At 71.5% G+C, this 21,157-nt stretch carries 16 protein-coding genes; 9 read left to right on the plus strand and 7 right to left on the minus strand.

Going from position 1 to position 21,157, the window contains the following annotated elements:
• The first annotated feature begins 82 nt into the window (after window positions 1-82).
• A complete protein-coding gene (locus AB0C01_RS19730) occupies window positions 83-577 on the plus strand; it encodes a TspO/MBR family protein (protein ID WP_357254753.1) in 495 nt (164 codons plus the stop codon).
• Between the two features lie 49 nt (window positions 578-626).
• Here AB0C01_RS19730 and AB0C01_RS19735 read toward each other — a convergent pair whose 3' ends face one another.
• The gene (locus AB0C01_RS19735) at window positions 627-1,400 is read right to left on the minus strand and encodes a peptidoglycan DD-metalloendopeptidase family protein (protein ID WP_357571775.1); all 774 of its coding nucleotides are present in this window, start codon (window positions 1,398-1,400) and stop codon (window positions 627-629) included.
• Window positions 1,401-1,650: 250 nt separating this feature from the next.
• Here AB0C01_RS19735 and AB0C01_RS19740 point away from each other — a divergent pair, with 250 nt between their 5' ends.
• The 5 genes from AB0C01_RS19740 to AB0C01_RS19760 all read left to right on the plus strand — a co-directional run bounded on the left by AB0C01_RS19740 (window position 1,651) and on the right by AB0C01_RS19760 (window position 7,904).
• Window positions 1,651-2,997, plus strand: a complete 1,347-nt coding sequence (locus AB0C01_RS19740) for an ABC transporter substrate-binding protein (RefSeq protein ID WP_357254757.1) — start codon at window positions 1,651-1,653, stop codon at window positions 2,995-2,997.
• Window positions 2,998-3,067: 70 nt separating this feature from the next.
• On the plus strand, window positions 3,068-4,114 hold the full coding sequence (locus AB0C01_RS19745) for a sugar ABC transporter permease (RefSeq protein ID WP_357571776.1): 1,047 nt from the start codon (window positions 3,068-3,070) through the stop codon (window positions 4,112-4,114).
• A gap of 1 nt (window position 4,115) precedes the next feature.
• Entirely contained in the window at window positions 4,116-5,084 is a 969-nt protein-coding gene (locus tag AB0C01_RS19750; RefSeq protein WP_357571777.1) for a carbohydrate ABC transporter permease, read from the plus strand.
• A gap of 69 nt (window positions 5,085-5,153) precedes the next feature.
• Window positions 5,154-6,200 (plus strand): LacI family DNA-binding transcriptional regulator, encoded by a 1,047-nt coding sequence (locus tag AB0C01_RS19755; protein WP_357254763.1) that lies wholly within the window; start codon window positions 5,154-5,156, stop codon window positions 6,198-6,200.
• A 30-nt stretch (window positions 6,201-6,230) separates the two neighbouring features.
• Window positions 6,231-7,904 carry a glycoside hydrolase family 13 protein gene (locus AB0C01_RS19760; protein WP_357571890.1) on the plus strand — a complete coding sequence of 558 codons (1,674 nt, stop codon included), beginning with the start codon at window positions 6,231-6,233 and terminating at the stop codon, window positions 7,902-7,904.
• Between the two features lie 530 nt (window positions 7,905-8,434).
• On the opposite strand, the gene AB0C01_RS19765 is transcribed toward AB0C01_RS19760, so the two are convergent.
• From AB0C01_RS19765 to xylA, 3 genes are all read right to left on the minus strand, one after another.
• On the minus strand, window positions 8,435-9,889 hold the full coding sequence (locus tag AB0C01_RS19765; RefSeq protein WP_357246199.1) for an MFS transporter: 1,455 nt from the start codon (window positions 9,887-9,889) through the stop codon (window positions 8,435-8,437).
• Between the two features lie 91 nt (window positions 9,890-9,980).
• Window positions 9,981-11,408, minus strand: a complete 1,428-nt coding sequence (gene xylB, locus AB0C01_RS19770) for a xylulokinase (RefSeq protein WP_357246202.1) — start codon at window positions 11,406-11,408, stop codon at window positions 9,981-9,983.
• Between the two features lie 9 nt (window positions 11,409-11,417).
• Entirely contained in the window at window positions 11,418-12,605 is a 1,188-nt protein-coding gene (gene xylA / locus AB0C01_RS19775; RefSeq protein WP_357246204.1) for a xylose isomerase, read from the minus strand.
• Between the two features lie 78 nt (window positions 12,606-12,683).
• On the opposite strand from xylA, the gene AB0C01_RS19780 reads away from it, so the two are divergent.
• Together AB0C01_RS19780 and AB0C01_RS19785 are read left to right on the plus strand one after the other, a co-directional pair.
• On the plus strand, window positions 12,684-13,922 hold the full coding sequence (locus AB0C01_RS19780) for an ROK family transcriptional regulator (protein ID WP_357571778.1): 1,239 nt from the start codon (window positions 12,684-12,686) through the stop codon (window positions 13,920-13,922).
• Window positions 13,923-14,049: 127 nt separating this feature from the next.
• A complete protein-coding gene (locus tag AB0C01_RS19785; protein WP_357571779.1) occupies window positions 14,050-15,693 on the plus strand; it encodes a SpoIIE family protein phosphatase in 1,644 nt (547 codons plus the stop codon).
• Window positions 15,694-15,730: 37 nt separating this feature from the next.
• On the opposite strand, the gene AB0C01_RS19790 is transcribed toward AB0C01_RS19785, so the two are convergent.
• Complete coding sequence (locus tag AB0C01_RS19790) at window positions 15,731-16,396, minus strand: MarR family transcriptional regulator (protein ID WP_357246213.1); 666 nt, start codon at window positions 16,394-16,396, stop codon at window positions 15,731-15,733.
• A 58-nt stretch (window positions 16,397-16,454) separates the two neighbouring features.
• Between AB0C01_RS19790 and AB0C01_RS19795 the strand changes: the two genes are divergently transcribed.
• Window positions 16,455-17,585, plus strand: coding sequence for a PP2C family protein-serine/threonine phosphatase (locus AB0C01_RS19795; protein WP_357246216.1), 1,131 nt, complete (start codon window positions 16,455-16,457; stop codon window positions 17,583-17,585).
• 10 nt (window positions 17,586-17,595) lie between these two features.
• Here AB0C01_RS19795 and AB0C01_RS19800 read toward each other — a convergent pair whose 3' ends face one another.
• Entirely contained in the window at window positions 17,596-19,062 is a 1,467-nt protein-coding gene (locus AB0C01_RS19800) for a sugar transferase (protein WP_357247132.1), read from the minus strand.
• 224 nt (window positions 19,063-19,286) lie between these two features.
• Window positions 19,287-21,044 carry a substrate-binding domain-containing protein gene (locus tag AB0C01_RS19805; RefSeq protein WP_357246219.1) on the minus strand — a complete coding sequence of 586 codons (1,758 nt, stop codon included), beginning with the start codon at window positions 21,042-21,044 and terminating at the stop codon, window positions 19,287-19,289.
• Window positions 21,045-21,157 lie beyond the last annotated feature (113 nt).

Consider the following 21,157-nt stretch of genomic DNA (forward strand, 5'->3'; position numbering starts at 1 on the left):
GGGGCGATCCCGGCGCTTTTTTGTGGGCGATCGTGCCGCCGTCGGCGGTTTGGGCGGACGCTGCTGGGAAATTATCTCGACCATGGAGATAACTCAGAGCGCCTCGAGGACCTCCGGACGGCGACGGTGGTGGGCCCTCGTCGGCTTCGCCGCGGCCGTCTTCGTCGCGGCCGCGATCGGCGGGCTGGGGGTGCAGGGCACCACCGACGAGTACGCGAGTCTGCGGCAGCCCGACTGGGCGCCGCCCTCCTGGCTGTTCGGCCCGGTCTGGTCGCTGCTCTACGCGCTGATCGCCGTGGCCGGCTGGCTGGTGTGGCGCCGGGTTGGCTTCTCCACCGCCCTCTGGGCGTGGACCGCGCAACTGGTGCTCAACGCCATCTGGACCCCGCTGTTCTTCGGCGCGGGACAGTACGGGCTGGCGTTCGCCGAGATCGTGGTGATGTGGCTGGCGATCGGGCTCACCGTGGTGCTGTTCGCCCGGGTGTCCCGGGTGGCGGCCGCGCTGCTGCTGCCCTACTGGGCCTGGGTCACCTTCGCCGCCGCGTTGAACCTGTCGATCTGGCAGCTGAACTCCTGACCGACAGGTCCCGGCGGTGCCGACCGCCGGGACCGTGGCCGTTCCCGGGTCAGCAGCGGGGCACGCCGGGGATGTAACCGTCCGAGCCGGTGTAGACGTACGCGTCGGCGATGTACCTACCGGAGCCGATGCGGTCCCAGATCGAGCTGGTGCCGTACGTGCCGGTGACCGTGGTGCCGCTGGTCTGGCAGGCGATGGTCACCCGGGCGCCGTCGGCGACGGTGCCCACCGAGGCGTACCCGGTGCCGGGGCCGGAGCGGACGGTCAGCGGGGTGCCGCTGGTGTCGACCGTGCCGTTGCCACTGCCCGAGGAGCACCCGTTGTCGCTGGTGTAGGTCTTGGTGCCCCAGTAGAGGCCGAGGCCGCCGTTGAAGCGGACCTGGATGTCGCTGCCGTTGAGGCGCTGCTCGTAGTGCAGGTGGGGGCCGGTCGAGCCGCCGGTGCTGCCGACCCAACCGAGCACCTTGCCGTAGGCGACGGTCTGCCCGACGGAGACGTTGAAGCCGGTGAGGTGGGCGTAGTAGGTGCTGTAACCGCCACCGTGGTTGATCCGGACATATTTGCCGTAGCTGGTGCCGCCGAGGTCGGTCACCCGGTCGACGGTGCCCGGGGCGCTGGCCACCACCGGGTCGCCGACGTCGTCGGTGCGGTTGAAGTCGACGGCGTACGCCGGACTGTGATCCGACCTGGTCTGGCCGGACCAGGACTGGCCGCACGGGAAAGGCACCTTGAAGGTCGGCGCGGCCAGCGCCGGGCTCGCCGGCACCAGTGCTCCCCCGACGAGCAGACCCGTCACCAGCAGGCTCATCCACCGCTTGCGCATGCAGCTCCTCCTATGTCGAAAACCTTCGATCCGGTGCGCCCAGCCTGACAGATATCGTCAATCTTCGAAAGAGTCCAGGATTCGGGATGGCAGCGCGCCCACCAGGCAGCCCGCAGGTTTCCGGATTGTTACTCGCTCGTGTCTGACAGGGGGTGGACCGGAGCGAATGCAAGCGCTTACATGTGTGCACGCCCAATCGGACCGGCGACGGGTCACCAGCACGACCGCGCCGGCTAGGAAGGAGGACGGCATGGCGGTCTTTACCAGACCACGCCAGGCCTTCGTGATCGCCGGCGTACTCGGGCTGGCGCTCAGCGCCACCGCCTGCGGTACCGGCGACGACAAGAAGAGCAACAACGCGGGCTCCGCGGAGTGCGCCGCATACGACAAGTACGAGGGCCACGACGGCAAGAAGGTCTCGATCTACGCGTCCATCCGTGACGCCGAGGCCGACCTGCTGGAGCGCTCGTGGTCGGACTTCACCAAGTGCACCGGCATCGAGATCGACTACGAGGGCAGCGGCGAGTTCGAGGCGCAGCTTCCCGTCCGGGTCGACGGCGGCAACGCCCCCGACATCGCCTTCGTGCCCCAGCCGGGCCTGGTGAAGCGCTTCGCGGACGCCGGCAAGCTGAAGAACCTGAGCGCCGACACCAAGGCCCTCGCCGAGCAGAACATGCCGGCCGACTGGCTGAAGTACGGCACCGTCAACGGGACGCTCTACGGCGTGCCGCTCGGCGCCAACGTGAAGTCCTTCGTCTGGTACTCGCCGAAGACGTTCAAGGAGAAGGGCTGGGAGGTCCCGACCACCTGGGACCAGCTCATCACCCTGAGCGACAAGATCGCCGCCAGCGGCATGAAGCCGTGGTGCGCGGGCGTCGAGTCCGGTGACGCCACCGGCTGGCCGGCCACCGACTGGATCGAGGACGTGCTGCTGCGGACGGGCGGCCCCGAGGTCTACGACCAGTGGACCACCCACGCCATCCCGTTCAACGACCCGAAGGTCGTCGACGCGGTCGACCGCGCCGGCAGCATCCTCAAGAACGACAAGTACATGAACGGCGGCTTCGGCGGCGTCAAGAGCATCACCACCACCGCCTTCCAGGAGGCGGGCCTGCCGGTGACCACCGGCAAGTGCGCGATGCACCGACAGGCGTCGTTCTACGCCAACCAGTTCCCCGAGGGCACCAAGGTGGCCGAGGACGGCGACGCGTTCGCCTTCTACCTCCCGGCCATCGACCCGGCCAAGGGCAAGCCGGTGCTGGGCGCGGGCGAGTTCGTCGTCGGCTACGCCGACCGTCCCGAGGTCCAGGCGGTGCAGACCTACCTGGTCTCCGCCGAGTACGTGAACAGCCGCGCGAAGCTCGGCAACTGGGTCACGGCGAACAACAAGCTGGACATCGCCAACGTGGCCAGCCCGATCGACAAGCTCTCCGTCCAGATCCTCCAGGACAAGACGGGCACCTTCCGCTTCGACGGATCCGACCTGATGCCGGCCGCCGTCGGCGCGGGAACGTTCTGGAAGGGCATGGTCGAGTGGCTGAACGGCAAGCCGACCGCCCCGGTGCTCCAGGGCATCGAGAGCAGCTGGCCTAAGTGATCCCGGCGGTGGCCCGGTCCGCGCTCGCGGGCCGGGCCACCGGCCGAGGTGGACCCGGAAGGGAGGGTTGATGAAGTTCGACTTCGCCGATCAGCAGCCGAAGTTCCTCATGCTGATGTACGGGCTGGTCGCCTTCGTGGTGGTCGTTGGTGGTCTGCTCCTGCTGCTCGACGTGGTGCCGGCCTGGTTCGCCCGTCGGCGGGAGGCCCAGCTCGTCGCCGCCTCCGTGGGCGGGGGTCCGCTGCCTCGCCGACGCAAGCAGCGGGAGGGGCTCTTCGCGTTCTTCTTCCTGCTGCCGACGCTGCTGCTGCTCGTCATCGGCCTGGTCGTGCCGGCCATTCGCACCACGCTGCTCTCCCTGATGGACGGAAGCAGCACCAACTGGGTGGGTCTGCGCAACTACGGCTGGATGTTCTCCGACGACTCGATCGTCCGAGTCCTGATCAACACCCTGGTCTGGGTGCTCCTGGTCCCGTTGGTGGCGACCGGGTTCGGCCTGCTCTACGCCGTACTCGTAGACAAGGCCCGGTTCGAGGCGGTGGCCAAGTCACTGATCTTCCTGCCGATGGCCATCTCCTTCGTCGGCGCCAGCATCATCTGGAAGTTCGTCTACGCCTACCGGGGTGACGGCGACCAGATCGGTCTGCTCAACCAGATCGTGGTCAGCCTCGGCGGTGGGCCGAAGCAGTGGCTGCTGGAATCACCACTGAACACGCTGCTGCTGATCGTCATCATGGTCTGGATCCAGGCCGGTTTCGCCATGGTGGTGCTCTCCGCCGCGATCAAGGCCATCCCCGGCGACATCGTGGAAGCCGCCCGGCTCGACGGCGTCAGCCCCTGGCAGATGTTCTGGCAGATCACCATGCCGAGCATCCGGCCGGCGCTGATCGTCGTGGTCGTCACGCTCACGATCGCCACGCTCAAGGTCTTCGACATCGTCCGGACCTCGACGAACGGCAACTACGACACCAGCGTGATCGCCAGCGAGATGTACAACCAGGCGTTCCGGTACGGCCAGAACGGGCAGGGCTCGGCGCTCGCCGTCTTCCTCTTCATCCTGGTCATCCCGGTCGTGATCTACCAGATCCGCAACCTCCGTCAGCAGCGGGAGGGCTGAGATGACCACCGCAACGCCCACCGTCGCCGCCGGCGCCCAGCAGACCGACGGCACCCCGACCACCACGGCCGGACGGGTCCGCAAGCGGTTGAACAGCCGCACCGCGACCCTCGTCTCGGTCATCATCGCGGTGGTCTGGACCATCCCGACCTTCGGCCTGCTCGTCTCCTCCCTCCGACCGGAGGACGAGATCAAGACCACCGGCTGGTGGACGGCCTTCACCAACCCGCAGTTCACGTTCGAGAACTACCAGCAGGTCCTGTTCGGGCGGTCGTCGTCCTCCGGACAGCTCGCCGGTTCCTTCATCAACTCGCTGGCGATCACCATCCCGTCGGTGCTCTTCCCCCTCGCCTTCGCGTGCCTGGCCGCGTACGCGCTGGCCTGGATCAACTTCCGCGGCCGGGACTGGGTCTACATCGCGATCTTCGCGTTGCAGATCGTGCCGTTGCAGATGGCCCTGGTGCCACTGCTGAAGTTCTTCTCCACCGGCGTCACCCTCGGTGGCGTCACCCTGATGCCGGCCTGGGACCTGGTCGACGAACAGAAGTTCGCCCAGGTGTGGTTCGCCCACACCTGCTTCGCGCTCCCGTTCGCCGTCTTCCTGCTGCACAACTTCATCTCGCAGCTGCCCGGAGACCTGATGGAGGCGGCCCGGGTCGACGGGGCCACCCACCCGAAGATCTTCCGCAGCATCGTGCTGCCGTTGATCACCCCGGCGCTGGCGGCGTTCGGCATCTTCCAGTTCCTCTGGGTCTGGAACGACCTGCTGGTCGCGCTGATCTTCGCTGGTGGCGGCAACGAGACCGCCCCGCTCACCGTCCGCCTCGCCGAGATGGCCGGGACCCGGGGCAACGAGTGGCAGCGGCTCACCGCCGGCGCGTTCGTCTCCATCGTCGTACCGCTCATTGTCTTCCTGTCCCTGCAGCGCTTCTTCGTGCGAGGTCTGCTCGCCGGCAGCGTCAAGGGCTGACCCGATGCGCCCGCCGCCGCCGGACCCCTCGGGCGGCGGCGGGCGCATCGGGCACCGAGCGGGGGAACCGTGACGAGGATCGATGATGTGGCCCGGCTGGCCGGTGTGTCCACGGCCACCGTCTCGCGGGCCCTGCGGGGGCTACCGACGGTCTCCGCCGCCACCCGGCACCGGGTGCTCGCCGCCGCCGAGCAACTCGACTACGCGGTCTCACCGAGCGCGTCCCGGCTCGCCGGTGGCCGGACCGGCACGGTCGCGGTGGTGGTCCCCCGGATCACCCGCTGGTTCTTCAGCACCGTCGTCGAGGCGGTCGAGGAGTACCTCCACCAGTCCGGTTACGACCTGCTGCTCTACAACCTGGGTGGACGGGAGCAGGTCCGCCAGCGGGTCCTGCGCACGGCCAACCTGCACAAGCGGGTGGACGCCATGATGCTCGTCGCCACGCCACTGCGGCCGGCCGACCTGACCGCGCTGGCCACTCTGGAACTGCCCGGGGTCACCATCAGTTCGGGCAGCCGGGTGCCCAACTGGCCCTGCGTACGGATCGACGACGTCGCGGCCGCGCGGGCCGCGACCCGGCACCTGATCGACCTCGGCCATCACCGGATCGCGCACATCTCCGGCGACCCGGACGACGAGTTGGCCTTCACCACCCACCTCGACCGACGCCGTGGCTACCGGGCGGAGCTGCGCTCCGCCGGCCTGCGGCCCGACCCGAGCCTGGACGTCGAGTCCACCTTCACCATCGACGGCGGCAACCGGGCCACCGCCGAGTTGCTGGCCAGTGGCGAACCGCCGACCGCGATCGTCGCCGCCTGCGACGAGATGGCGATGGGAGCGATGACCGCGGTACGCGACGCCGGACTGCGGGTGCCGCAGGACGTCAGCGTGATCGGCATCGACGATCACGACCTGGCCGGTGTGCTGGGACTCAGCACCATCGCCCAGCCCGCCGCCGAACAGGGACGGCTCGCCGCCCGAATGCTGCTCGACCCGCTCGGGGCGCGCCCTCCGGGCGCCATCGTGAGTCAACGGAACGCCGGCCGCGACACACCGGTGATCCTGCCCACTCGGTTGGTCGTCCGGGACTCGACCGCACCACCCCGGGCACACTGAAATCCACACACCGCGACACGGGAGAAGACCCTGAACACCGATCCGACGCAGCAGAACTCCTCCGGTCACCCGGTCACCGGCTGGTGGACCGAGGCGACCATCTACCAGATCTACCCCCGCTCGTTCGCCGACTCGGACGGCGACGGGATCGGCGACCTGCCCGGCATCACCGCCCGCCTCGATCACCTCGTCGAGCTGGGCGTGGACGCGGTGTGGCTCTCCCCCTTCTACCCGTCGCCGCAGGCCGACGCCGGCTACGACGTGGCCGACTACCGCGACATCGACCCGCTGTTCGGCACCCTCGCCGACGCCGACAAGCTGATCGCCGAGGCCCGGTCCCGCAGCCTGCGGGTGATCGTCGACCTGGTTCCCAACCACACCTCGTCCGCGCACCGCTGGTTCCAGGAGGCGCTGCCCGCCGCGCCCGGCAGCCCGGAACGATCCCGGTACATCTTCCGGGACGGCCGCGGACCGGCCGGTGACCAGCCGCCGAACGACTGGCAGAGCGTCTTCGGTGGCCCGGCCTGGACCCGGACGGTGGACGCCGACGGACAGCCCGGCCAGTGGTACCTGCACCTGTTCGACACGGGCCAGCCGGACCTCAACTGGGACAACCCGGAGGTGCACGCGGAGTTCCTGGACGTGCTGCGGTTCTGGCTGGACCGCGGCGTGGACGGCTTCCGGGTGGACGTGGCGCACGGCCTGATCAAGCGGGCCGACCTGGCCGACTGGCAGGAGCCCCAGGAGATCCTCTCCGGCAACGAGATCGACAAGCCGCGCCCGCCGATGTGGGACCAGGAGGGCGTACACGAGATCTACCGGCAGTGGCGCCAGGTTCTGGACAGCTACCCCGGTGAGCGGGTGCTGGTCGCCGAGGCGTGGGTGGAGCCGGCCGAGCGGCTGGCCCGCTACGTCCGCCCGGACGAGATGCACCAGGCGTTCAACTTCGAGTACCTGCTCGCCGCGTGGACCGCACCCGCCCAGTACGCGGTGATCACCCGCTCACTGGAGGCGACCGACTCGGTCGGCGCGCCGACCACCTGGGTGCTGTCCAACCACGACGTGGTGCGGCACGCCTCCCGGCTCGGCCTGCCGATCGGCACCGTACGGCCCAACGGCATCGGCATCGGCGACCCGCAGCCGGACGCCGCGCTCGGCCTGCGCCGGGCCCGGGCGGCCACCCTGCTGATGCTCGCCCTGCCCGGCTCGGCGTACCTGTACCAGGGCGAGGAACTGGGGCTGCCCGAGCACACCACGCTGCCCGACGAGGCCCGGCAGGACCCGACCTGGGCGCGCAGTGGGCACACCCAGCGCGGCCGGGACGGTTGCCGGGTGCCGATCCCGTGGGAGGCCGACGCCCCGTCGTACGGCTTCGGCCCCACCGACGCGAGCTGGCTGCCGCAGCCGCCGCTCTGGGCGGAGTACGCGCTGGACCGCCAGCGCGACGTGCCCGGCTCGACGTACGAGCTGTACCGCACGGCGCTGCGGCTGCGCCGCGAGCACGGGCTGGGTCGCGGCACCCTGGATTGGGTGTCCTCCGGCGACGAGGCGCTGACCTTCCGCAACGGTGAGCTGACCGTGCTGACCAACTTCGGTGCGGCGTCGGTGCCGGTGCCGGCCGGTGCCGAGGTGCTCGCCGCCAGCGCACCCCTGGACGACGACAACGCGGTCCCGACCGACGTGACGGTCTGGCTGCGCGGCTGATCTCGCGACGACCGGCCCGTCCCGCCGAGCGGTGCTCGCGGGCGGGCCGGTCAGGGTGGATCGCCGCGCGGTGGAGCTGATGTCGTAAACGATTCACGGCCGCGCCGCCCGCCCACGCCGCGCCCGCCCACGCCGCGCCCGCCCGCCCGCGCCCAGCACCCTCAAGATCGCACTACGTCCAGGATGCAGTGGCCTCGGCCCGCCGGAAGGCAACTAGAACTAAGAAGTAGCGCGATCTTGAGTACCGCGGGACGTGCGGGGACGCCTGGGCCCTCGGAACCGCACACCGAACGTGCCCCCACGCCGCCGCCGCGCCGATCTGCAGTTTCGATCGCCGATATGGGTTCAATGCCCGCCTTTGCCGAGACAGTAAGCGCAAGATCGCGCGGCCGGGGCGGTCGGCCCGTCGATCATGGAGTTGTGGTGCCTGCTTCGGTGCCTCACAGGTCATTTGTCACCCACCACAACTCCATGATCGACGGGGCGGGGGCGGGGCGGGGTGGGGGCGGGGCGGGGTGGGGTGGGGTGGGTTAGAGGCGGTTGGCGCGGGTGTGTAGCAGGTCGTGGACGTTGTCGATGTCCGCTGGCGACGTCCGCGAGGCGAGCCAGTACATGACGCCGGTGGGGATGAAGAAGAGCTGGAACGCGGCCAGCCCGACGGCGAAGTTCAACGGCGGCGGGAAGGCCACCCGCAGCCCCTGGAAGGCCACCCCGACCAACCCGTTACCGGCCGCGCGACCGACCCCGTTGACCAGGTTGCCCAGGCTGTAGACCGTGCCCCGGTGCTCCGGCGGGTTGACGTCGGCGATCAACGCGAACCAGTTCGGTGAGTTGGCCGAGGTCAACGCGAGCGCCACGATCGCGGTGAGCAGGCTCAGCCCGACCGACGGCTCGGTGAACACACTGGTCAGTACCGCGCCCACGACCGCGCCGCCGCTGGCGCCGTCCGGCACGTCGATGGTCACCGGGACGAAGAACAGCACCAGGTAGAACGGCAGCGCGGCGAGGATGCCGACCGCGGCGACCAACGCCCGACCCCGAGGGGTACGCCGCTGCACCGCGTCGCCGATCAGGCCACCCACGATGGAGAACACCCCGCCGAGCTGGAACAGCGTGGCGAAGACGCTGCCCACCACCACGGCTGTCGACGTCGAGTAGCCCTGGGCCTCGGCCCGTTCGGCGAAGAGCACCGGCAGCCAGACCAGCGAGCCGAACGCGGCCTGCGCCGTCAGCCCCTGGAGGATCAGCCACCGGTTGGTCCGTCGGGCCAGGATGCGCGGCAGGTCGGCGCGACTGATCCGGTAGTCGTACTCGGCGCCGGCGTCCAGCCGGTCGGCCAGCTCCGGCTCGCTCTGGCCGCGCCGGACGTCGTACGTGAAGAGGTAGGCCAAAGTGGCGACCAGGCCGACGCCGGTCAGGATCAGGAAGGGTCGTCGCCAGTCGGTTGCCCCGAGCAGGCCGCCGACGAGCGTGCCCGCGAGGGTGCCGATCCCCTGGGAGAGGCCCCAGAAGCTCATCACCAGCCCTCGCCGGGACGGTGAGATCAGGTCGGTGACCACGGAGAAGCCGACCGAGCCGACCGCGCCGAGGCCGACGGCCGCGACCAGCTGCGCGGCCAGGAAGGTCAGGTACCCGCCGGCGAGCGCGCTGCCGCCGGTGCCGGCCGCCCAGAGCAGCGTGCCCACCATCAGCAGCCGCTTGCGGTTGGCCCGGTCACCGACGTACGCCCAGCCGACCGCGGCCACCGCGCTGACCAGGAAGCTGACCGCGGTGACCAGACCCAGTAGCCGCCCCGACACGCCGAACGCGTCGGAGATCGGGCCGTAGAGCGGCGGTACCAGCCCGATCGCGACGTTGTCCAGGGAGGCGAGCAGCACGAACACCACGACGCTGTACAACCGGTGGGCCGGGCCGCCGCCCCGACCGGGCGGGCGTGAGCCGGGCTGCGCCCGTCCCCGCTCGGGTCCGCCACTGGTCACCGTCATGCCGGCAGCCAACCAGACTCCGCGGAGAGGGCCGTCACGCGGGTGGGTGCCGGTCGACGTGACCCGGCACCCACCTCGTCGATCCGGACGGTCAGCGCCGGTCGAGGACCAGTCCGCGAGCCGCCGCGTACTGGTCCCGCACGGCGGGGACCGGCTCGGCCGCGTACTCCTCGGTGCCCTCGACCGCCCACTGCGGTGGCGTCGGGCCGCCCAGGGCGACCCAGGCGGCCTGGCGGGCGGCGCCGTCGGCGACGTACTCCCCGGCCGGCGGGACGACGACCGGGCAGCCGAAGACCTGCGGGGCGATCCGACGGACCGCGGCTGACCGGGCTCCGCCGCCGACCAGGATGACCCGGCGGACGGTGGCACCCTGCGCGGTCAACGCGTCCAGGCCGTCGGCGAGCGCGCAGAGCATGCCCTCGACGGCAGCCCGCGCCAGGTGCGCGGGGGTCGACGTGCGCAGGGTCAGCCCGTGCACGGCGCCGGTGGCGAGCGGTCGGTTCGGCGTCCGCTCGCCCTCCAGGTAGGGCACCATGACCAGCCCGTCCGCGCCGGCCGGCGCGGAGAGTGCCAGATCGGCCAGCTCGTCCAGGCTGACGCCGAGCATCGCGGCGGCGGCGTCCAGCACCCGGGCCGCGTTGAGCGTGCAGACCAGCGGCAGGAACCGACCGGACGCGTCGGCGAAGCCGGCGACGGCACCGCTCTCGTCGGCGGCCGGCACGTCGGCGACGCTGAACACGGTGCCGGAGGTGCCGATCGAGACGACCACGTCACCGGGGCCGGCACCGACGCCGAACGCGGCGGCGGCGTTGTCCCCGGTGCCCGCGCCGAGCAGCGCGCCGCCCGACCCACCCAGCTCGTCGGCCAACTTGCCGGCCGACTCCGCCGGACCGAGCACCTCGGGCAGCACCAACTGCCGGCCGAAGCCCCGTTCCAACAGGTCCGGTCGGTAGTCGCCGGTCGCCGGCGACCAGTAGCCGGTGCCGCTGGCGTCACCGCGGTCGGTGCGCAGCGCGCCCAACCCCGGGGCGCCGGCCAGCCGCCACGTCAGCCAGTCGTGCGGCAGGCAGACGGCCGCCACGCGGGCCGCCGCCTCCGGCTCGTGGGTGGCCAGCCACCGCAGTTTGGTGATGGTGAAGCTGGCCACCGGGACACTGCCGGCGGCTTCGGCCCAGAACCGACGCCCGGCCGCGCCGCCGCCGGCCTCCTCGACGAGGTCGGCGGCGGCGTCGGCGGATCGGGTGTCGTTCCACAACAGTGCCGGGCGGACCACCCGGCCGTCCTCGTCGAGACACACCATGCCGTGCTGCTGGCCGGCGACGGAGATCGCCGCCACGTCGGCCAACCCGCCGGCCTGGTCGACGGCGCTACGCAGCGCCTGCCACCAGGCTTCCGGGTCGACCTCGGTGCCGTCCGGGTGCGGTGCGCGGCCCTGCCGAAGCAGAGCCCCGGTCTCCGCGTCCCGGATGACCACCTTGCAGGACTGGGTGGACGAGTCGACGCCTGCGACCAACGGCATGGCGGGGCCTCAGCGGGCGCCGAGCAGGTGCTCGACGGCGAGCTGGTTCAGCCGGACGAAGGCGAAGCCCCGCTCGGCGACCGCGTCGACGTCGACGTCCTCGAACGCGGACCGGTCGGCCAGGAACTCCTCGTAGCCCTCGCCGTCGTTGAGCGTCGGCGTGTTCAGGTCGCCGACCTTGCTGGCGGCGAGCGCCTCGACCACCTCGGGGTCGGCGCGGAACGCCGCGGCCCGCTCCTTGAGCAGCAGGTACGTGCTCATGTTGGCCGCCGCCGAGGCCCAGACACCGTCCATGTCCTCGGTGCGGGAGGGCTTGTAGTCGAAGTGGCGCGGCCCGTCGTAGGCCGGCCCGCCGTTGGGGCCGCCGTTCTCCAGGAGGTCCACCAGGGCGAACGCGTTCATCAGGTCACCGTGGCCGAAGACCAGGTCCTGGTCGTACTTGATGCCGCGCTGGCCGTTGAGGTCCAGGTGGAACAGCTTGCCCTGCCAGAGCGCCTGGGCGATGCCGTGGGCGTAGTTGAGCCCGGCCATCTGCTCGTGGCCGACCTCGGGGTTGAGGCCGACCAGCTCCGGGTGGGCCAGCTGGGAGATGAAGCCGAGCGCGTGCCCGATGGTCGGCAGCAGGATGTCGCCGCGCGGCTCGTTGGGCTTGGGCTCCAGGGCGAACCGCAGGTTGTAGCCCTTGTCGATGGAGTACTGGGTGAGCAGGTCCACCGCCTCGCGGTAGCGGTCCAGGGCGGCGCGGACGTCCTTGGCGAGGTCGTACTCGGAGCCCTCGCGGCCGCCCCACATGACGAACGTGCTGGCACCCAGCTCGGCGGCCAGGTCGACCTGACGCAGCACCTTGCGCAGCGCGTACCGGCGGACGTCGCGGTCGTTGCTGGTGAAGCCGCCGTCCTTGAAGATCGGGTGGGTGAAGAGGTTGGTGGTGACCATGGGCACCACGAGGCCGGTCTCGTCGAGGGCCTTGCGGAACCGGGCGATGTGCTGGTCCCGGGTGGCGGCGTCGACGCCGAACGGGATCAGGTCGTCGTCGTGGAAGGTGATGCCGTACGCGCCCAGCTCGGCGAGCCGGTGCACCGCCTCGACCGCGTCGAGCTCGGGACGGGTCGCGTCACCGAACGGGTCGCGGGCCTGCCAGCCCACGGTCCAGAGCCCGAAGGAGAACTTGTCGGCGGGGGTGGGACGGGGTGCCATGAGCGACCTCCGGGGTGGTGTTGTCCGCTATTTGTTCAGCGATTGAATTATTTGCTCAGCCTATGGCACTGTCAAGGGGTGAGCCTCACCCACGCCCCGGCCGGCGCAGTCCGTCAGGGCAGTCTGCGCGAGCTCAACCTCGCCCTGGTCCTGGGCCGGATCGCCGCGGCCGACCGACCGCCGTCCCGCGCCGACCTGGCGACCGCGACCGGCCTGACCCGAGCCACGGTGTCCGCGGTGGTCGAGGACCTGCTCGCCGGGCAGTTGGTCAGCGAGTCCGAGCCGGCCCCCCGCGCCGGCGCCGGCCGCCCGGCCCGCGGTCTCGTCCTGGCCGACCAGGGGCCGGCGGGGCTCGGCCTGGAGGTCAACGTCGACTACCTGGCGGTCTGCGTGGTGGACCTCGCCGGACAGGTCCGGCACCGCACCGTGCACCGGGCCGACCTGCGCCCGGTGGCCCCCGCGGACGCCCTCGCCCAGCTTGTCGAGATCGCCGGGACGGCCCGCGACGTCGCCGCCAGCGAGGGCCTCACCCTGGTCGGGGCCGCACTCGCGGTGCCCGGCCTGGTGGACGACGACGGGCTGGTCCGGCTCGCACCGAACCTGGGCTGGCGCGACGTGCCGGTACCCGCGCTGCTCGCCGCGCACCCGCCGCTTGTCGAGCAGGTGCCCGGCGTCCCGGCGCTGGTCGTCGACAACGAGGCCAACCTCGCCGCGCTCGGCGAGCTGCACTCCCGGCCACCCGGCCCGGCCAGCTTCCTGCACATCTCCGGAGAGGTGGGCATCGGCGCCGGCATCGTGCTCGACGGCGCCCTGTTCCGGGGCGTCCGCGGCTGGAGCGGTGAGATCGGGCATCTCCCGGTGCACCCCGAGGGCCGTCCGTGCCGCTGCGGCGGACAGGGCTGCCTGGAGCAGTACGCCGGCCAGGAGGCGATTGTGACCGCCGCCGGGCTGGCCCGGACGGAACTCCCCGCCGACACCGCGACAGCGCGGCTGGCCGAGCTGGCCGAGGCCGGTGACCCGGACGCGCTGCGGGCGCTGCACGACGCCGGGACGGCGCTCGGTGTCGCGGTGGCCGGTGTCGTCAACCTGCTCGACCTGGACACCGTGGTGCTCGGTGGCGGGTACGCGGCGCTGGCACCCTGGCTGTGCCCGCCGGTGCTCGCCGAGATCGCCAGTCGGGTGCTCACGGCCGCCTGGTCGCCGGTCACGGTCCGGCCGTCGCGGCTCGGCGCGGAGGCCGCCGCCGTGGGCGCCGCCGGCTCGGTGGCCCGCCGGATCGTCGCCCAGCCCGCCGGCTGGCTGGGCCGCTCCGGCTGATCGACGCCCCGCGCTCGGTGGTCGGGTGCCCGTCTGGCTCGGTAGCCTTTCCCCAGCCAGCGATCCGCGGCGAGGAGGCGAGAAGCAGGATGCGCACAGGTCGTCAGACGCGCGGTGGCGTCGGACGGTGACCTCGACCCGGCAACCCAGCGGCAGCACCCTGCCAGCGGACGCGAGACGCGCCCGCGAGCTGCTCGACGGGCTCGCCGAGGCCGTGCTGACCACGGACGGGACCGGTCGGGTCACCCTGGCCAACGCCAGGGCCACACACCTGCTCCCGGAGATCACCGTCGGCAGCGACCTGGCCGGCTGCCCGGTGGCCGCCCTGGCCCGAGCGTTCGCCGAGGACGCCGCCCAGTTCGACACCGAGCACCACGGCCGGCGACTACAGGGCACCCGGCGGCAGCTGGCCGACTCCCGGTACGCCTGGTACGTCCGCGACGTCACCGAGGAGCACGCCCACGCCGCCGCGCTGGAGGCCGAGCGCGCCCGCACCGCCTTCCTCGCCCAGGCCGGCGGTCGGCTCGGGCTCGCCCTGCACCGGGACCAGGTGCTCCTGGCCACCACCACCCTCGCCGTGCCGTACCTGGCCGACGTCGCCGTGGCCCTGCCGCGACCGGCCACCCCGACCGAGCCGCACGCCCGTTGGGTCCGGTACGCCGACGGGGAGCCGACCCCGGTCACCGGGCTGACCCCCGCGACCCGGACCGGCAGCGTGCCCGGCCTCGCCGAGGCGCTGAGCGGCGAGTTCGCCGAGCCGAGGCCAGGGCTGGACGCCGAGTTCGCCGAGCCGAGGGCCGAGCCGGACGCCGAGTTCGCCGACCTGGCCACCATGCTTCCGCCCGGATTCGGCCGCCCGGGCGCCGTGCTGGTCAGCCCGCTGACCAGCGGCGACGGATCGGCCGGCGCCCTGCTGCTGATCCGCCGAGTTGGGCGGGCCGGTTTCGACGAGCGTGACCGCGAACTGGCCCGCGAGTTCGCCGCCCGGGCCGGCGCCGCACTGACCAGCGCCGACCTTCATGGCGAGCAGATCCACCTGGCCCAGGTGCTGCAAACAAGCCTGCTCCCGCCCGAGCTGCCCACCGTTACCGGTGTGACCATGGCCGGCGGATACCGGGCCGCCGGGGACACCCTGCGCATCGGTGGCGACTTCTACGAGGTGTTCCCCCACTCACGCGGTGCCCTCTTCGCCCTCGGCGACGTGTGCGGCAAGGGAGTGGGCGCGGCCGTGTTGACCGGCCGGGTCCGCCAGTCGTTGCGGACGCTGCGGCTTGTCGAGCAGCGACCACTGGAGCTGATCCAGCTACTCGACCGGGCGTTGTCCGACGCCCCGGACGCGGCGCGGCGCAACCAGTTGACCACCCTGCTGCTCGGCTCGATCGAGCGCGGGTCCGCCGGGCTGGACATCCGGATCGCCGGCGGGGGCCACCCGGCGCCACTGCTGGTCACCGCCGCCGGCAGGGTCAGCACGGTCCCGGTCGGCGGGATGCCGGTCGGCGCGCTGACCGCCGCACGATTCGCCGAGACCCGGGTGCACCTCGACCCGGGTGACCTGCTGTTCGCGTACACCGATGGGGTGACCTCGGCGCGCGGGCCGGGTGACCTGACGACGTTCGGTGTGGCCCGGCTGCGCGCGGCGCTCGCCTCGGCGGCCGGGCGGACGCCGGCGGCGCTCGTCGAACGGGTGCGGCAGGCGGTCGACGACTGGCTGGCCGGGGAGTCCCACGACGACATCGCGATGCTGGCCGTGGGTGCCCCGACGCCGCAGTGATCGACGGCCCTCCCGGAGGCCGGTGGAATCGAGGTGATCAGGCGGTCCGCGCCACCGGCGGTCCGCCGGCCGACCGGTCCCGGTTGCCGCCGATCGACCGTTCCGGGTCACCCGACGGGTCCGCCCAGACCGTGCGGGTCTGCCGGTCCTGGTCGATCGACACGTCTCCCGAGCGCCCAGCGGGCCGGTCCGGGTCGTGCGGCCAGTCCCCCGGATCCGTCGGGTCACCCGGCGAATCGGTGATCTGCGGCTGCTGCTGGCGAGCGACGTTGTCGAACTCCCGCATGCCGTCGAGCAGCGCGTCGCGGCCCGCGGGGCTCATCCCGGCCAGTACGGCGGCGAGCTGCGCCTGACGGTCGGCCCGCAGTTCGGCGAGGAGCCGACGGCCCTCCGGAGTGAGGTGCAGCGAGATCTCCCGCCGGTCGAAGCGGCCCGGCTCACGCTCCAGCATGCCGGCGGCGACCAGCCGGTCGCAGAGGCGGCTGGCGGAGCTGAGCAGCATGTCGAGCCGGGTGGCCAACCGGCGCAGGTTGATCCCGTCGTGCTGCTCCACCACCATCACCGCGCGTAGCTGGGCGCCGGACACCCGGCCGGCGGTCCCCTCCCGGGCGGATTCCCAGATGCCGAGCAGGGCTGCGGCCGCCACGTCCAGCGCGGCAGCCATACTCGTCTCGGGGTCCGTCGGACGGTGCAGTTCAGCCATGGTGGCCCGAGAGTACTCCGAACCCACTGGTGGTCGAGCTTTCAGCGAGGGAGTGACGATGAGCGAACCGGTCAGTCAGGCACGACGTGCCCTGAATGAGACACCGGCGGACCGGCTCGTCGGCGGTGTCGGGGAGGTGCTCGCCCGGTCGTACGGAATCACCGACGTCGAGCTGTACCAGGTCGACTACCGACTCGCGGAGCTACTGCCACTCACCGAGGGTGACCCGATCACGAATCCCGGGCATCCCGCCTGGCGTGCCTTCGACCACCAGTCGCCGATACTGACCGACGGCACCGCCTGGTTCCCGGTGACGATGCGTGGCGAGCGTCGCGGGGTACTGTGCCTGGCGCCCGTCCCGGACGACCGGAAGGTCCTCGTCGAGCTGGCCGACATCGCCACCGCACTCGCCCACGAGGTGGCGGCGGTCTCCGCCGGCACCGACGTCTACCAGGCGGCGCGGCGGACCCAGCGCCTCACCCTGGCCGCCGAGATGCAGTGGGATTTGCTTCCCGGCCGCAGCCGGATCCGTCCCTCGTTCAGCCTGGCCGGGCAGTTGGAGCCGGCGTACGCGGTGCGCGGCGACAGCTTCGACTGGTCCGACGACGGGGAACGACTCTGGTTGTCCACGATCAACGGCACCGGTGAGGGTGTCGCCGCCTCCCTGCTCACCTCGCTGGCCACCCACGCGCTGCGCAACGCGCGTCGGGCCGGGCTGAGCCTGGCCGACCAGGCCGCCCTCGCCGACCGGGCCCTCTACGACCTGTACCGGGGCGAGCAGCACCTCTCCGCGTTGCTGATGGAGCTGGACCTGCGGTCCGGGATGATGACGGTGGTCGACGCCGGATCACCCCGGCTGGTCCTGCTGCGCGACGGGGAGGTCACCGAGCAGCCCCTGGAGGCGCAGTTCCCCCTCGGCATGTTCGAGGAGACCGACTACCACGAGCAGAAGTTCCCGCTGGAACGCGGCGACCGGCTCTTCGTGGTCAGCGACGGGGTGGTGGAGGCCACCGGGCAGCACGTGCGCTACGGCGAGACGGCACTGGACCGGTTCCTGCGGCGGACCGGGCCGATGGAGCCACTGGAAGCCGTCCGGTCCCTGATCGGTGACCTGCGCGCCTTCGTGGCCGGTGACCTGGTCGACGACGCGGTGGTCGTCTGCCTGGACTGGACCGGCCCGCAACCGTGACCGGCGGTCGTCAGTACGCTCCGCGGCCGTTCAGGACCGCACCGAAGGTCTTCCAGAGGATGGTGAGGTCGGCGGCGAGGGACCAGTTCTCCACGTAGTAGAGATCGAGCCGGATGCCGTCCTCCCAGCTCAGGTCGGAGCGACCGCTGACCTGCCACAGCCCGGTCATGCCGGGCTTGACCAGCAGCCGCCGGGCCACGTCGCCGTCGTAGCGGGCCACCTCCGAGGGCAGCGGTGGCCGGGGGCCGACCATGCTCATCTGACCCAACAACACGTTCACCAGTTGCGGCAGCTCGTCCAGCGACCACTTGCGCAGCAACCGGCCCACGCGGGTGACCCGGGGGTCCTGGCGCATCTTGAACATCAGGCCGTCGGTCTCGTTGCGCGCGGTCAGCTCGGCGAGCAGCGTGTCGGCGTTCACCACCATGGTGCGGAACTTGAACACGCCGAACTCCTGCCCGCCCCGACCGACGCGGACCTGCCGGAAGAGCACCGGGCCCCGGCTGTCCAGTTTGATGGCCAGGGCGATGACCGCGATCAGCGGCATCAGCAGCGCCAACGCCAGCGACGAGGCCGAGCGGTCGACGAGGCCCTTCACCAACTTGCGCGCACCGCGAAACTCCGGTGCCTCGACGTGGATCAGCGGCAGGCCGGCAACCGGGCGGGTGTGGATCCGCGGGCCGGCGACGTCGGTCAGCGCGGGCGCCACGACCAGGTCGATGCCGGTGCCCTCCAACTGCCAGCCGAGGCGGCGCAGCCGGGTCGCGGTCAGCTCTCCGGAGGCGGTGACCGCGACCGTGTCCGCGCCGATGGCCGTGGCGGCCTCCGGGATGCCTCGGAACGACCCCACCACCGGTACGTCGCCCAGTCGCTGTGCCACCGGCGCGAGCAGCGCGTCCGGAATGCACGCGCCGACCACCTGGTAGCCGGCGTACGGCTCGCGACGCAGCGTGTGCACCAACTCCAACACGTGGGCGGTGTCGCCGACCACCAGCACCCGGCGAGACCAGCCGGCACCCATCGAGCGGGCGCGGTGCAGGCGCTTACGGGCGGCGAACCGCGCCACCTCCAGCCCGACGGTGCCCACCCCGAAGGAGATGCCGAGGAAGCCCCGCGACACGCCGAGATCGGTGATGTAGCCGATGATGGCTATCGCGCCGGCCAGGCGCAGGCTCGCGGAGCTGACCCGCCGGTACTCGTCCGCCCCGTAGCCGATCACCCGGTCGTCGTAGCAGCCGAGCGCCTTGAGCGAGATCAGCCAGGCCAGCACCAACCCGGGGGCCACCAGTACGTACGGGACCTCGGAGCCGGTCGGCCGGCCGTCACCGAATCGGGTGACGTAACCGATGAACAGCGCGACGATGAGCACGGTGGTGTCCAGGACCACCATGACCCGGACGTAGGACCGCTCGTCGGCGCGCGCCACCAGCCCGGCGCGATTGTCGTTCGGCTCCGCCGACGTGGCGGGGGTCAACAGTGTCGCCGCGGTCACCGGCCCTCCCACTCTGCTCAGGATGGCCCCGGCCAATGGGTCGGACCGGAGGCGGACCGACCATGCCGGAACAGTCGACATCCTGCCTCGATAACTATGACTACCGATTGCTTCGGACGTATTGCCGTCACTTTTCTTCAACCTGGAAGCCAAAAAAGGCCTGCCTACCGGGGATCCGGTAGGCAGGCCTTCGACCTCGGTGCGTCAGCTCACCGCGGTGCCGGCGGACGACGCGCGATGGCGCTGAGGAAGATGCTGCCGATCTCACTCGGATCCTTGGTGACGAAGACGTCGCCACCGGTCACCTTGGTGATCGACTCGAGCTCGGCCTTGCTGACGCCCTCGCCGATGCCGATCATGATGACCTGGACCGGCCGGTCCGGATCGGCGACCTGCTTGAGCTTGGCGAGCAACTGCTGCTGGTTGAGGCCGTTGTCGTCGTCGTTCTTGCCGTCGGTGAACAGCACGATCGAGTTGACCCGGCCGGGTTGCCAGTTTTCCTGCACCGCCTGGTACGCGGCCAACATGGTGTCGTAGAGGCCGGTGTCGCCGTCGGAGGGTTTGATGCCGCCGAGCGCGCCCTCCAACTGGGCACGTTGGCCGGAGAGCGGCCCGATGCCGACCAACTCCCGGTAGTCCCGGTTGCCGACCAGCTTGGTGGAGAAGGTCCACAGGCCGATCGACCAGGAGTCGTCGAAGAGGCCGAGTCCGCGACGGGCCGCGTCGACGGTGACCTCCTCCCGGCTCCGGTTGTTGGCGGACGGCACCGGGTCCTTCATCGAGCCGGAGACGTCGATGACGGCAAGCATCCGGCCGGGCTGGGTGGCGATCGACCAGCTGGACACGACCCGCTGGATCGCGGCCGGGTCCAGACCACCCGCGGCGGTGCCGCCGTTCGCCGGCGCGGTCGGCGCGCCGCCGGACGGGCTCGGGGCACCCTGCGGGGCCTTGAAGCCGTCACCCCAGTTGCCGTCCGGCGAGCGCAGCGACTGCGCCGCGAGCCGGTTACGGAAGGAGGGGCTGGTGAGCAGCTCGAACAGCACCCGGGCCGCCGAGGCCTTGCTCGGCTCGATGCCGGGCAGCACCGCGTACGGGTAGTCCAGCGGCATCGGCGCCGGCTCCATGTAGAGCGCGGCGAGCGGCACCGGTGGCTTCTTGCTGTTGAAGGCGATCACGTCCTCTTCGGACAACGCCGCCGCGCCCAGACCGCTCGCGATGGTCGTCGCGTCGTTCGAGGTCGGGAACCGGGCCAGCAGGTCGTTGCGCAGCGAGGATCGACCGGTGGCCAGTGCGCGAAGCGCGCCGACGGTGCTGCGTTGGGCGTCCTCGCCCGCGCCGTTGGCGGCGGCGGTCAGCGAGAGCAGGCCGGACAGGCCGGCCGCGTCGCGGGTCGGCTCGACGATCCCGGTGTGCAGCGGTGTGCTGGTGTTGTTCATCTGCTTGAGCAGGTCGGTCCAGTTGAACTTCTTGTCCGGCCAGCCCAGCCGGAGGGCGATCGGCTCGGGCATCGCGACGACGATGGGGCTGCGCGCGATGGACGCGCCGTTGGTCGGAGCGAACGCGGTCGCGTCCTTCTTCAACCGCAACAGCCAGGTCGAGGAGTCCGGCACCCAGACGTCCGGGCTGACGGCGGTGCCGCTGGCCTGCCCCACACCGGCGAGGACCGCACCGTGCTTGGCCGCCACCACGGCCGCCACGTCGACCGGGTCGGACGCGGAGACGTCGACCCGGATGCAGGTGGGACCCACCGCGGCGCCGTCCTTGACCCACTGGGACGCGGCGGCGTCCACCGCGGGTGCGAGCTCGGAGGCGACCGCCACCGCGAGTCGGATCTCACCCGAGCAGTTGGACTGGATCAACTCCCGATAGCCGAACCACGCGCCGGTCGTGACGACGAGCACCGCCGCCATCGCGGCGGCGGCTGCTAGGTGGAGTTTCGAACGCATGCGATGGCGGCCTGCTGACACGGTGACCATCTTGCGTACAAGGTGCCGTCTCTGCCACATCCGTTCGGCCTAAAGTTACGGAGGAGAAACAGTTGATCACCGTTTAGCGACAGAGCGTGACGTAGCGGCCCCGA

The sequence above is a fragment of the Micromonospora sp. NPDC048905 genome (assembly GCF_040649655.1).
Lineage (GTDB): Bacteria > Actinomycetota > Actinomycetes > Mycobacteriales > Micromonosporaceae > Micromonospora.